We start from the raw sequence: 12237 nt of genomic DNA on the forward strand, positions 1-12237 counted from the left end.
GATGATCGAGATTGAATTGAACGGCGCGCCGCACGCGGTGCCGGCGCGCCAGACGCTGGATCAGCTGGTCGACGGCTTGTCCCTGAGCGGCCAGGCGCTGGCGCTGGCGGTCAACCGCGCGGTGGTGCCGCGCCAGCAGTGGCCGCAGCGCGAGCTGCAGCCGCAGGACAAAGTGGACATCGTGCGCGCCATCGGCGGCGGCTGATTTTTTTGAACCCCGCACACCATGCCGGGGTCGGACCCCAAGGGGTCCGACCCCATGTGGTTAGGGGTGGAACTGAAAGGACAAGCAAATGAACCAGCAAATGAACCAGCAAATGAACCAGCAAATGAACCAGCAAGACACTCTCACCATCGCCGGCAAGACCTACCAATCGCGCCTGCTGGTGGGCAGCGGCAAATACCGGGACCTGCAACAGACCCGCGCAGCGACCGACGCGGCCGGCGCGGAAATCATCACCGTGGCGATTCGCCGCGTCAATATCGGCCAGGACCCGAAGGCGCCCAGCCTGCTCGACGTGCTGCCGCCGTCGCAGTACACGATACTGCCGAACACGGCCGGCTGCTACACGGCCAAGGATGCTGTCTACACGCTGCAAATGGCGCGTGAACTGCTGAACGGCCACAAGCTGGTCAAGCTCGAAGTGCTCGGTGACGAAAAGACGCTGTTCCCGCACATGCCGGAAACCCTGGTTGCTGCCGAAGCGCTGGTCAAGGACGGCTTCGACGTGATGGTCTATTGCAGCGACGATCCGATCCAGGCCAAAATTCTGGAAGACATCGGCTGCGTGGCGGTGATGCCGCTGGCGTCGCTGATCGGCTCGGGCATGGGCATCCTCAACCCGTGGAACTTGTCGCTGATTATCGAGCAGGCCAGGGTGCCGGTGCTGGTCGATGCCGGCGTGGGCACGGCGTCGGATGCGGCGATTGCGATGGAGCTCGGCTGCGATGGCGTGCTGATGAATACGGCGATTGCCGGCGCGCGCGACCCGGTGCGCATGGCGCGCGCCATGAAGCTCGGCGTGCAGGCCGGGCGCGAAGCATTCCTGGCCGGGCGCATCGCGCGCAAGTTCGCGGCCTCGCCGTCGTCGCCGATGGCGGGCCGGCTGGCATGAGCGTCGGCGTCACCGTCGGCATGACTGCGGCCGCAACGCCGCTGCAGCGCCCTTGCGTGCTGGTGTTCGCCGGGCTCGATCCGTCCGGTGGCGCCGGCCTGGTGGCCGATGCGCAGGCGGTGGCGGCGCAGGGTGCGCACGCGCTCACCGTGTGCACCGCGCTCACGGTGCAGGACAACGACCGCGTCTATACGGTCGAACCGGTGGATGCCGACCTGGTGCTGCGCCAGGCGCAGGCGCTCACCGCCAAGATGGCGATCAGTGCAGTGAAGATCGGCATCCCCGGCAGTGCCGCCAACGCGCTGGCGATTGCCGAGGTGATACATGAATTGCGCCGCACGCAACCGCACCTGCCGGTGGTGCTCGATCCGGTACTCGCCAGCGGCCACGGCGACGTGCTCACTGCGGGCGATGCGGTGGCCGCATTGGCGCCGCTGCTACCGCTAACGACGGTGCTCACGCCCAACGGCCCGGAAGCGTATCGGCTGACCCGGGTGGACGATGGCGCCACCCAGGCTGCCATCCTGGGCGCGCAGGGCTGCCGCAACGTGCTGGTCACCGGTGGTCACGACGATGGCGCGTGCCTGCTCAACCGCTGTTACGGCGAAGTGGATCACCATTGGCAGTGGCCGCGCCTGCCGGGCCAGTTTCACGGCAGCGGCTGCACCCTGGCTGCCGCCATTGCCGGCCAACTGGCGCTGGGGCTGCCGGTGATCACCGCGCTTGAACAGGCCCAGCATTATTGCTTTATCGCGCTGCGCGACGCTTACGCGGTGGCCGCCGGCCAGCGCATGCCGCTGCGCTAAACCATGAAAGGAATCACCGCAATGCAAGGACTCTACCTGGTCACCCCCAACTGGGACGACACCGACCGCCTGCTGGTCATCACCGAACAGGCGCTGCAAGCCGGCAGTGACAACATCGCACTTGTGCAATACCGCCACAAGGACGCTGGGCCCGCGCAACGACTGGAGCAGGCCACCGCGCTGCTGGCGCTGTGCCGCCGGTATGGGGTGCCGTTCATCGTCAACGACTTCGTCGACCTGTGCCAGCAGATCGATGCCGACGGCGTGCACGTGGGCGGCACCGATGCCGGCGTGGCTGCCGTGCGGTCGCAACTGGGACCGGACAAGATCGTCGGTGCGTCGTGCTACGGCGACCTGGCGCTGGCCGTGGCGGCGCAGGATGATGGCGCCAGCTACGTGGCGTTCGGCGGCTTTTACCCGTCGCTGGTCAAGCAATACGATTTCGTCACTGCGCCGGCACTGCTGGACCAGGCCCGCGCCGTGATCCGCGTGCCGACCGTGGTGATCGGCGGCATGACGCCGGAAAATGCGGCGCCGCTGGCCGCGCGCGGCGCCGACATGGTGGCCGCGATCACCAGTGTCTATCAAGCTGAAAGCGTGGCGCAGGCGGTGCATGCGTTTGCAGCGTTGTTTTTCGAGCGTACGGCGCAGTAGTTCTTCGCAGTAAAACCTTGAATACAGGAAGCTTTTCGGCCTTATAATGAGATCGTTAGCAATAGCCCAAGGTTGCCGCCACATGCCCCATTCCCTGCCCCCGAAGCGTCCCATCCTGATCGTCGATGACGACCCGTTATTGCTCGATTTCCTGGGCGAAGTGCTCGGCCATGCCGGTTACGACATCCTCAAGGCCTCGTCGGCAGAGCAGGCGCTGCAACTGATCGCCCAGCGCGAGCCCGACATGGCGCTGCTCGACATCCACATGCCGGGCATGACCGGCCTGGAACTGGCCAAGCAACTGCACGCCACCAGTTCGGTGCCGTTCATGTTCCTGTCCGGTCGCGGCGACGCCGACGCCGGCAAGCAGGCCGCGTCGTACGGCGCGGTCGGTTTCCTGGTCAAGCCGGTGGACGAGAAGCAGCTGATGCCGGCGTTTGCTGCCGGCCTGGCACGTGCCGACGAGATCCGCCAGCTGCGCCGCACCGAGTTGAATCTGAACGCGGCGCTGGCAGCCGGCCGCGAAACCAGCCTGGCCGTGGGCCTGCTGATGTGCAAATTCCAGACCGACCGCAACACTGCGTTCGAGGTGCTGCGCGACCATGCACGGTCCAACCGGCGCAAGGTCAACGAGGTGGCCGACCAGTTGCTGGCGGCCGAAGAAACCCTCAATGGCTTGCATGCTGCATTCAGCCAGCGGTTAAAAAAGTAAGCAAAAACAAGCAGGAATGCCGTCGAGTTGCTTGCTCTGCGGCATTTTTGTTGTACACTGTTAACTGTCGACGGCGAACAATACCGTTGCACGATGCAGCAGGCCGCGTGATCGCGCTCCGCCTGCCGCCGTCCGGGCTGCCTTTTCCCTGCGCCCGTCCCCCAGTTTTCGGCCCAACTCCGCCGATCGTTCCCGTCAGTCCTGCTGACGGCTGTGATTTTTTGCGGAGACCGCCATGCCTTTCGATACCACCAGCACGACCCCACGTTCATCCCTCGACCACGACCACAGCACCGCCATCGGCTTTTCGATTTATGTGACCGCGCCGCGCGTGCTGCACATCGACAGCGACGCCGACACCGCGCTGGTGCTCACTGCACTGCTGGTGCCGGAAACCCGCGTCACCCATGTTGGCAGCATGGCTGCCGCCCAGGAATTGCTGCTGCGCGAACAGTTTGCGCTGGTGGTGATCGACCCCGAACTGCGCGACGGCGACGCCAGCCTGCTGCTCGACAACCTGCACCACTTGCAGCCGGACGCCCGCGTGCTGGTGTACTCGGCGCGCCATCCCGAGGCCAGCATTCCCGGCGGCGCCTTCCTGCCCAAGCCGTGGACCTCGCCGCGCCAGCTGTGGCGCACGGTGTCCGATTTGCTGGAACTGGGTAGCACGATGCCGGTCGAGCCGCAGTAAGGCTGAGGCACGGAAAACCACAGATTGGTCCTGGCTTGTTATCATGGCGCATTCAGATAACCGCCAGAGGACCAACAATGAAAACCAAAGCAGCCGTAGCATGGAGCGCGGGCCAGCCGTTGACGATCGAGGAAGTGGACCTGCAAGGCCCGCGCGCCGGCGAGGTGCTGATCGAACTCAAGGCCACCGGCATCTGCCATACCGACTACTACACGCTGTCCGGCGCCGACCCGGAAGGCATCTTCCCGGCGATTCTCGGCCATGAAGGCGCGGGCATCGTGGTCGATATCGGCCCCGGCGTGACCACCCTGAAAAAAGACGACCACGTCATCCCGTTGTACACCCCGGAATGCCGCCAGTGCAAATTCTGCCTGTCGCGCAAGACCAACCTGTGCCAGGCGATCCGCTCGACCCAGGGCCGCGGCCTGATGCCGGACGCGACCAGCCGCTTCTCGCTCGACGGCAAGCCGTTGTTCCACTACATGGGCACGTCCACGTTCTCGAATTACATCGTGGTGCCGGAAATCGCCCTGGCGAAAATCCGCGAAGACGCGCCGTTCGACAAGGTTTGCTACATCGGTTGCGGCGTGACCACCGGCGTGGGCGCCGTGGTGTTCTCGGCCAAGGTGGAAGCGGGCGCCAACGTGGTGGTGTTCGGCCTGGGCGGCATTGGCCTGAACGTGATCCAGGCCGCCAAGATGGTGGGCGCCGACAAGATCATCGGGGTCGACATCAACCCGGCCCGCCAGGACATGGCGCGCAAGTTCGGCATGACCCATTTCATCAACCCGAAAGACACGCCGAACGTGGTCGATCACATCGTTCAACTGACTGACGGCGGCGCCGATTACAGCTTCGAGTGCGTGGGCAACACGCAACTGATGCGCGAAGCGCTCGAGTGCACCCATAAAGGTTGGGGTCAATCGTTCATCATCGGCGTGGCGGCGGCGGGCCAGGAAATTTCCACCCGTCCGTTCCAGCTGGTGACGGGGCGCGAGTGGAAGGGTTCCGCCTTCGGCGGCGCCCGTGGCCGCACCGACGTGCCGAAGATCGTCGACTGGTACATGGACGGCAAACTCAATATCGACGACCTGATCACGCACCGCCTGCCGCTCGAGCGCATCAACGAAGGTTTTGATTTGATGAAGTCGGGAGAGTCGATCCGCTCCGTGGTACTTTATTAATCTTTGCACCCCCGGTGGATGTAGAAAAAAAGTTCTAGACTTCGTGATCTAGATAATTTATTCTACATTCCATCACAAGGGGAGTGCGGCATGGACGTATTGCAAACTCTGGTGCCTGCCGTTGGCTGGGCGCTGTTGCATTTTATCTGGCAGGGCCTGCTGATCGGCTGGGCCGTGGCGTTGGCCATGCACGTGCTGCGCCGCGCCCGGCCGCACACCCGCTACGCGGTGGCCTGCGCCGGCTTGCTGCTGTGCGCGGCATTGCCGGTCGCCAGCGTCATCACCCAGTTGCACGCCGCTGACAGCGGTGTTTCCTCCGGCGCCAGCCTTGGCGCGGTCTCCCTGATTCCTTCCTTTATTTCCGGCGCCGATGCCGGTATTGTTTCAGCGCCTCTGCTGGATCAGCCCGTGCTGGCCGGCTGGGAAGCCGTGTTGCGTGGCCAGTTGCCGTGGGTGGTCGGGCTGTGGCTGGCCGGCGCCGCGCTGATGTCGCTGCGCCTGGCCATCGGCCTCCAGTGGGTGGCCGAGCGCACCCGCAGCGACCGCTACACCGTCAACCATTACTGGCAGCGCCGCCTCTCGACGCTGGCGCGCCGCGCCGGCCTCGACCTGCACGTGCGGCTCGGCGTGGCCGAAGGCCTCGACAGTCCGATCACGGCCGGCTGCTGGCGGCCCATCGTGCTGGTACCGGCGTCGCTGATCACCGGCATGCCGCCAGAGTTGCTCGAAGCGCTGCTGGCGCACGAGCTGGCGCACATCAAGCGCCGCGATTACCTGGTCAACCTCATTCAAAGCGCGGTGGAAATCGTGCTGTTCTATCACCCAAGTGTTTGGGCCTTGTCGCGCCGCATCCGCCTAGAGCGGGAACAAATCGCCGATGACCTTGCAGTGTCCCTGCTCGGTCAACCGCAGATGCTGGCAAAGGCCTTGTCCGAGCTGGATCAATTCCAGTTCGATACCGTACAACTTGCCCACGCGGCGCATGGAGGAAATCTTATGTCTCGTATTAAACGCTTGCTGCGTCCCGATGTCGAACCGGTCAGCTGGAAAATGGTGGTGCCGCTGCTGGGCCTGTGCGCGGCCAGCGCCGTGTTCTATGTGCAGGCCGCGCCCAAGCCAGCGGCCGCGCCACAGGCAGCTGGCGCCGTGGCGCTGGCTGCGTCGGCCATGGCCGCTGTGGCGGATGCCGCCACCGATCTGCCTGAGGCACCGGAAGCTGTCGCCGCTGCTCCAGCTGCTCCGGCAGCACCAGCCGCACCAGCCGCTCCGATGACTGCGGTTGCAGCGGCGGCAGCGCCAGCAGCACCGATGACTGCCGTTGCCGCACCGGCAGCACCCGCAGCGCCGGCTGCCCCGATGGCTGGCGACGCCATCCATTCCCGTATCAACATCGATGGCGTGACCATCCTCAAGGGCAAGCGCGACAGCGCGTATGCGCTGGTGCCGCTCGACCGCAGCCGCATGACGATCATGGGCAACACCGACGACATGCTCAAGGTGGCCGACCTGCGCAAGACCATCAAGGGCGAATTCATCTGGTTCGCCGAACGCGACAAGAGCTACGTGATCGAAGACCCGGTACTGGTGGCGCAAGCGTTTGCCGCCTGGGCGCCGGTGCAGAAAATCGACGCGCAAATGAAGGCGCAGGGCGACAAGATGGAGGCCCAGGGCAAGCTCATGGAAGCGGCAGCCGAGAAAATGCGCGTCAACCTGGAAGCCAATGGCGCACTGCGCGACGTCGAACAGCGCGGCCGCGAGATCGGCCGCGTTGCCGTCCGCCATGAAACTATCGCGCGCCGCCTGGAGCAGGTGGCGCTGGAGAGCGCTGCCCTGCCTGCCTCGGACACCGACAAGCGCGCCGTGCTCGACGCGCGCCGCACCCAGTTGCAGGCGCAGTTGGCGCCACTCACGCGCGAGATGGACGCCCAGCAACTCGGCATCGCGGCGCAGTCGGCCAAGGCAGGGCAGGACATGGGACAGGCGCTGGGCCGCCGCATGGCCGAACTGAGCAAGCCGATGGGCGAGATGGGCCGCACAATGGGCGACCTGGGCCGGCAGCGCGCGCAAGCCCAGCGCCAGGCCGAGCAAGCTACGCAAGCGCTATTCCAGCAGGCGCTCGGCAACGGCAAAGCCGTGGCCGCCACGCCGTCGGCCTGATCGCAGCGTCGCACGGAAGAGCGGTGACCCGCAGCCAACGCGGTCGTCCGCTGGCGCAAATGGCAACCATTCCGGCCGCCTTGGCTGGCGGTGGTTCGCGATGCATCCCGGTATAATCACGGGATGCAAAATCTTCTCCATAACCTGAACGACGAACAACTGGCCGCCGTCACCCTGCCGGCCCAGAGCGCCCTGATCCTGGCCGGCGCCGGCTCCGGCAAAACCCGCGTGCTGACCACCCGCATCGCCTGGCTGATCCAGACCGGGCAAGTGTCGCCGTCGGGCATCCTGGCTGTTACCTTTACCAACAAGGCGGCCAAGGAGATGATGACGCGCTTGTCGGCGATGATGCCGATTAACACGCGTGGCATGTGGATCGGCACTTTCCACGGCCTGTGCAACCGGCTGCTGCGCACGCACTACCGCGACGCCGCGCTGCCGCAGACATTCCAGATTCTCGACTCGCAAGACCAGCTGTCCGCCATCAAGCGCCTGCTCAAGGCCAATAATGTCGATGACGAAAAGTTCCCGCCGAAAGAGGTGATGTACTTCATCAACGGCGCCAAGGACCAGGGCCTGCGCGCCGACAAGATCGAGCCGTACAACGCCGACGAGCGCAAGAAAGTCGAGCTCTACCAAATGTACGACGACCAGTGTCAGCGCGAAGGCGTGGTGGACTTTGCCGAACTGCTGCTGCGCACCTATGAGCTGCTGAGCCGCAACCAGCCGCTGCGCCAGCACTACCAGCAGCGCTTCCAGCATATCCTGGTCGACGAGTTCCAGGATACCAACGATTTGCAGTACAAGTGGCTCAAGCTGCTGGCCGGCCACGGCGAAGGCGGCGGCGGCGCGCTGTTTGCAGTCGGTGACGACGACCAGAGCATTTACGCGTTCCGCGGCGCCAACGTGGGCAATATGATTGCGTTCGAGCGCGAGTTCCACGTCAAGAACCTGATCAAGCTCGAGCAGAATTACCGTTCGCACGGCCACATCCTCGATGCCGCCAACGTGCTCATTGCCAACAACAGCAAGCGCCTGGGCAAGAACCTGCGCACCGACGCCGGCCACGGCGAGCAGGTGCGCGTGTACGAAGCCACGTCCGACCTCGGCGAAGCGCAGTGGATCATCGAGGAAACGAAAAACCTGATTGCCGACGGTGCGTCGCGCAGCGAAATCGCCGTGCTGTACCGGTCCAACGCGCAGTCGCGCGTGATCGAGCATGCCTTGTTCTCGGCCGGCATTCCATACCATGTGTACGGCGGCCTGCGCTACTTCCAGCGCGCCGAGGTCAAGCACCTGATTTCGTATTTGCAGCTGATGGATAATCCCCACAACGACTCGGCCTTCATGCGCGTGGTCAATTTCCCCACGCGCGGCATCGGCGCCCGTACCATCGAGAACCTGCAGGGTGCATCGAGCCAGTACGGCGTGTCGCTGTACGCAGCGGTGCCGTACATGACCGGCAAGGGCGGCACGTCGCTGGCCGGCTTTGTGAAACTGATCGAAAGCGCGCGCTTCGAGAGCCAGCAGATGGCGTTACCCGAACTGGTGCGCCTGGTCCTGGAAGCGAGCGGCCTGCTCACCCACTACCAGACCGAAAAAGAAGGCGCCGACCGCATCGAAAACCTGGAGCAAATGGTCAGCGCCGCCACCCAGTTCGTGGCGGAAGAGGGCTACGGCCACGGCGCCCCGGCGCACCTGGGCCCGCAGTCGCAGGCGCAGGCAGGTGCGGCCATCGTCAACCAGGATGGCGTCGAGATATTGGATGCCGACGCGCCGCTGGCCACCGTGATGTCGCCGTTGTCGGCGTTCCTGTCGCACGCGTCGCTCGAAGCCGGCGACAACCAGGCCACGGCCGGCCAGCAGGCGGTGCAGATGATGACGGTGCACTCGGCCAAGGGGCTCGAATTTAACAACGTCTTCATCACCGGGCTGGAAGAGGGCCTGTTCCCGCACGAGAGCAGCTCGCGCGAGGAGGGCGGCGTGGAAGAAGAACGGCGCCTGATGTACGTGGCCATCACGCGTGCGCGCCAGCGCCTGTACCTGTGCTTTGCGCAAACGCGCATGTTGCACGGCCAGACGCGCTACAACATGAAGTCGCGCTTTTTTGATGAGTTGCCGGAGGATGCACTGAAGTGGCTGTCGGCCAAGTCGCAGCCGCACTGGTTTGCCAACAAGAAAACCGCGTGGGACGAGGCGCCCATGCTCGGCTCGGACAATGCGATCGCCCAGAAGATGCAGCAAAAGTCGTCGGGCTGGCGCATCGGCGAATCGGTCGAACACGCCAAGTTCGGCGAGGGCGTGATCGTCAACATCGAAGGCAGCGGCGCCAATGCGCGCGCGCAGATCAATTTCGGCAGCGCCGGGATGAAGGTGCTGGACCTGAGTATTGCCAAGCTCGAACGGTTGGCGCGATGATGTAAAAAGGGGCGCAGTCTGCGCCCCTTTCTTTTAAGCCATCGGATCCGGGGTATCGTGCTTTTCCAGATCGACCGGCGTCGCTGCTTGCGGCTGGTGGAATATCTCGCGGTAGGCCACGTACAAGGTGCAGTGCGCCAGCACGATCAACAACAGCAGCAGCGTGAAAATTCCCGCCATGGCCATCTGCGATGCGCCGAACACCAGTCCGACGATGTTTGAGCTGACGAAATACAGCACGTGCAGCGCCGCCGTGGCGATGAATATCGGCTTGAACGCCCGCACCACCGATACCACGCTGAAGAACAGCGCCTTGCCCACCGTGATCTTTTGCCAGAATACCAGCGGCGCGGCAAAGCAGGTCAGGATCCAGGTGATGGTGTACATGGCCGAGGCGATCAGCATCGGCACGAACATCGTTTGCAGCAGCGCCGGATCGACTTTTTCAGGACGCTCGGCGATGCGGGCCAGCACGTCGCCCGACATGCTGTAAACCAAGACGGCGGCTAACAGCAGTATCACCAGGTTCAGTGCGCCCAGCGTGAGCAGCGGGCCGCGTGCCGGTTTGCGAAAGCCACTGAACAACAAGTTGGGCAGCGCGCGCTTGCCTTCGTCCACCTGCCGGCAGCCTTCGAGCATGGCCACCGAAAATAGCGGGGTGAGCAGGAACACTGCCAGTTGTCCGACCGGGATGACCATGATGAACATCGACAGGAACATGCAGCAGAAGAACAGCGCCATCAGGCCGCCAGGTTGCTTGCGGAACAGCAGCAGGCCCTGTTTAACCCAGTGCAAGCCGGTGCGGGCGGTGTAAGTAGTCATCAAAAAAGCTTCGGCGCCAGCGTGGCGATTCGTTCGCGCAAGATGCGCTCAAAGTGGGTGGGATCGTGTGGCGTGAGCATTTCTGCTTCGCGCGGCTGGTAGTAATCATACAGGCGCGAGAGCCAGAACCGCAGCGCGCCTGCGCGCAGCATCGGTTGCCAGGCGGTTTGCTCGGCGTCGGTGAACGGCCGTACGCCGTGATAAGCGTCGAGCAGGGAGCGCACGCGCGCCACGTCGAGCACGCCGGTGGCCAGGTCGATACACCAGTCATTGACGGTGACCGCCACGTCGAACAGCCAGGTATCGCAGCCGGCGAAGTAAAAGTCGAAGAAGCCGGTCAGGCGCTCGCCGTCGAACATCACGTTGTTGCGGAACAGGTCGGCATGCACGGGACCGGTCTGCAACTGCTTGTACGTGTCGCAGCCGGCAAATGCTTCCTGGAAATGCATCTCGACCCGCAACAGGTGGGCGTTGCTGTCGGACAGGTGCGGCAACACCTTGGGCGTGGTGGCATTCCACCAGTCCAGGCCGCGCAGGTTCGGCTGTTGCAGCGGGTAGTCGCAGCCAGCCAGGTGCATGCGCGCCAGCATGGCGCCCACTTCGGCGCAATGCACCGGTTGCGGCGCCATTTGCGAGCTGCCTTCGAGCTTGGTGACGATGGCGGCCGGCTTGCCGTGCAGGGCGACGATCAGTTCGCCTTGATTGTTGGCAATCGGCGCCGGCACCAGGACCTGGCGGTCGGCCAGGTGGCGCATCAGTTGCAGGTAGAACGGCAGCTGTTCGAACGACAGGTTTTCGAAGATAGTGAGTACATACTGCTGTACCTGTGCACCCTGTTCGATGTCGAGGAAAAAATTGCTGTTTTCAATACCTGAAGCAATGCCTTTCAGGGCGATTGGCTTGCCTAGGGGGAATTGCGTGATCCACTGCTGGACGTCGTCCAGGGTGACCGGAGTAAATACTGCCATGAGAAGCTTGATCGGTTCGGTGAACGGGCGCACCGCTGCAGGGCGTGCGCACCGGAATCCTGGGCCGCGTTGCGAAACACGGCCCCAGGGACATATCAGGTACTTACTTGACGGCTGGCGCCGCTGGCGGTGGTGGCGCCGCAGCATCGTCCGCGCTGTCGTCTTCGACCGGTTTCTTCTTGGGGCCGCCGAATTCGAGCACATTCCATTGGGCGCCGCGCAGGGTGGGGCCCGGGCCTTCGCCTACCGCTGGCGCACCGGCCGGGTGGGCCGGGCGCACGGTGTAGGTACTGCCACCGGCAGTGACGGTGGTGTTGATCAGGTTGCCGTTGTTGTCGCGGTTGTCCTTGATCTGGGTGCCCGCCGGGGCCTGGTTGGACCGGACGTTGACGCCATCATCGGTGACTTCCTCCAGCTTTTCCATCTTGGGCGGCTTGTCGCTGGGCGGGGTTTGCGCCACGGCGTGGGCGCCGATGGCGAGGAGCAGAACAGGCAGGAGGGAGGATATGCGCTTCATGATGGATCGCCTTGGGTAGTCTGACCGGGTGGGGAATGCGTGATAATTTTAAGTATGATCCATTGTAACAAACGTGCACGATTACCTGCTCTAAAAAGCCCATTTCCACCCCCTCAGTAAGGTTTCCTTAAGAAATGATTTCACATTCGTAAAGTCCGTGCGGCGGTCGAGGCGCTGCCTAAAACCTGCGATA

12 protein-coding genes are annotated in these 12237 nt (G+C 63.9%); 9 read left to right on the plus strand and 3 right to left on the minus strand.

Annotation, left to right across the window (positions count from 1 at the left end; all coding sequences use genetic code 11):
• The first annotated feature begins 1 nt into the window (after nucleotide 1).
• The 9 genes from thiS to DUPY_RS15665 all read left to right on the plus strand — a co-directional run bounded on the left by thiS (nucleotide 2) and on the right by DUPY_RS15665 (nucleotide 9737).
• The gene (gene thiS / locus DUPY_RS15625; RefSeq protein WP_070249322.1) at nucleotides 2–205 is read left to right on the plus strand and encodes a sulfur carrier protein ThiS; all 204 of its coding nucleotides are present in this window, start codon (nucleotides 2–4) and stop codon (nucleotides 203–205) included.
• A 124-nt stretch (nucleotides 206–329) separates the two neighbouring features.
• Nucleotides 330–1115, plus strand: coding sequence for a thiazole synthase (locus tag DUPY_RS15630; RefSeq protein ID WP_208600055.1), 786 nt, complete (start codon nucleotides 330–332; stop codon nucleotides 1113–1115).
• Nucleotides 1112–1921, plus strand: a complete 810-nt coding sequence (gene thiD / locus DUPY_RS15635) for a bifunctional hydroxymethylpyrimidine kinase/phosphomethylpyrimidine kinase (protein ID WP_229255387.1) — start codon at nucleotides 1112–1114, stop codon at nucleotides 1919–1921. Before DUPY_RS15630 ends, thiD begins: the two co-directional genes overlap by 4 nt.
• Nucleotides 1922–1942: 21 nt before the next feature.
• On the plus strand, nucleotides 1943–2575 hold the full coding sequence (gene thiE / locus DUPY_RS15640) for a thiamine phosphate synthase (protein ID WP_070249323.1): 633 nt from the start codon (nucleotides 1943–1945) through the stop codon (nucleotides 2573–2575).
• 82 nt (nucleotides 2576–2657) lie between these two features.
• The gene (locus DUPY_RS15645) at nucleotides 2658–3287 is read left to right on the plus strand and encodes an ANTAR domain-containing response regulator (protein ID WP_208600054.1); all 630 of its coding nucleotides are present in this window, start codon (nucleotides 2658–2660) and stop codon (nucleotides 3285–3287) included.
• Between the two features lie 235 nt (nucleotides 3288–3522).
• Nucleotides 3523–3978 (plus strand): response regulator, encoded by a 456-nt coding sequence (locus DUPY_RS15650; RefSeq protein WP_070249325.1) that lies wholly within the window; start codon nucleotides 3523–3525, stop codon nucleotides 3976–3978.
• Between the two features lie 77 nt (nucleotides 3979–4055).
• Nucleotides 4056–5162 carry an S-(hydroxymethyl)glutathione dehydrogenase/class III alcohol dehydrogenase gene (locus DUPY_RS15655; protein WP_070249326.1) on the plus strand — a complete coding sequence of 369 codons (1107 nt, stop codon included), beginning with the start codon at nucleotides 4056–4058 and terminating at the stop codon, nucleotides 5160–5162.
• 90 nt (nucleotides 5163–5252) lie between these two features.
• Entirely contained in the window at nucleotides 5253–7319 is a 2067-nt protein-coding gene (locus tag DUPY_RS15660) for a M56 family metallopeptidase (RefSeq protein WP_070249327.1), read from the plus strand.
• Between the two features lie 123 nt (nucleotides 7320–7442).
• Nucleotides 7443–9737, plus strand: a complete 2295-nt coding sequence (locus DUPY_RS15665; protein WP_070249328.1) for a UvrD-helicase domain-containing protein — start codon at nucleotides 7443–7445, stop codon at nucleotides 9735–9737.
• Nucleotides 9738–9770: 33 nt separating this feature from the next.
• Here the strand turns inward: DUPY_RS15665 and DUPY_RS15670 are convergent, their stop codons facing one another.
• The 3 genes from DUPY_RS15670 to DUPY_RS15680 form a co-directional block, all read right to left on the minus strand.
• Complete coding sequence (locus DUPY_RS15670; RefSeq protein WP_070249329.1) at nucleotides 9771–10559, minus strand: BPSS1780 family membrane protein; 789 nt, start codon at nucleotides 10557–10559, stop codon at nucleotides 9771–9773.
• Entirely contained in the window at nucleotides 10559–11527 is a 969-nt protein-coding gene (locus DUPY_RS15675; RefSeq protein WP_070249362.1) for a homoserine kinase, read from the minus strand. The genes DUPY_RS15670 and DUPY_RS15675 overlap by 1 nt, the downstream gene beginning before the upstream one ends.
• 103 nt (nucleotides 11528–11630) lie before the next feature.
• A complete protein-coding gene (locus DUPY_RS15680) occupies nucleotides 11631–12044 on the minus strand; it encodes a hypothetical protein (RefSeq protein ID WP_070249330.1) in 414 nt (137 codons plus the stop codon).
• Between the last annotated feature and the right edge of the window lie 193 nt (nucleotides 12045–12237).

Source organism: Duganella phyllosphaerae (assembly GCF_001758785.1).
GTDB classification, from domain to species: domain Bacteria; phylum Pseudomonadota; class Gammaproteobacteria; order Burkholderiales; family Burkholderiaceae_D; genus Rugamonas; species Rugamonas phyllosphaerae.

What these genes read in the sequence shown, in the direction of transcription:
- thiE (WP_070249323.1), top strand. Translation starts at nt 1,943, where the DNA reads ATGCAAGGACTCTACCTGGTCACCCCCAACTGGGACGACACCGACCGC.
- DUPY_RS15645 (WP_208600054.1), top strand. Translation starts at nt 2,658, where the DNA reads ATGCCCCATTCCCTGCCCCCGAAGCGTCCCATCCTGATCGTCGATGAC.
- DUPY_RS15670 (WP_070249329.1), bottom strand. Translation starts at nt 10,559, where the DNA reads ATGACTACTTACACCGCCCGCACCGGCTTGCACTGGGTTAAACAGGGC.
- thiS (WP_070249322.1), top strand. Translation starts at nt 2, where the DNA reads ATGATCGAGATTGAATTGAACGGCGCGCCGCACGCGGTGCCGGCGCGC.
- DUPY_RS15630 (WP_208600055.1), top strand. Translation starts at nt 330, where the DNA reads ATGAACCAGCAAGACACTCTCACCATCGCCGGCAAGACCTACCAATCG.
- DUPY_RS15665 (WP_070249328.1), top strand. Translation starts at nt 7,443, where the DNA reads ATGCAAAATCTTCTCCATAACCTGAACGACGAACAACTGGCCGCCGTC.
- DUPY_RS15660 (WP_070249327.1), top strand. Translation starts at nt 5,253, where the DNA reads ATGGACGTATTGCAAACTCTGGTGCCTGCCGTTGGCTGGGCGCTGTTG.
- DUPY_RS15650 (WP_070249325.1), top strand. Translation starts at nt 3,523, where the DNA reads ATGCCTTTCGATACCACCAGCACGACCCCACGTTCATCCCTCGACCAC.
- DUPY_RS15655 (WP_070249326.1), top strand. Translation starts at nt 4,056, where the DNA reads ATGAAAACCAAAGCAGCCGTAGCATGGAGCGCGGGCCAGCCGTTGACG.
- thiD (WP_229255387.1), top strand. Translation starts at nt 1,112, where the DNA reads ATGAGCGTCGGCGTCACCGTCGGCATGACTGCGGCCGCAACGCCGCTG.
- DUPY_RS15675 (WP_070249362.1), bottom strand. Translation starts at nt 11,527, where the DNA reads ATGGCAGTATTTACTCCGGTCACCCTGGACGACGTCCAGCAGTGGATC.
- DUPY_RS15680 (WP_070249330.1), bottom strand. Translation starts at nt 12,044, where the DNA reads ATGAAGCGCATATCCTCCCTCCTGCCTGTTCTGCTCCTCGCCATCGGC.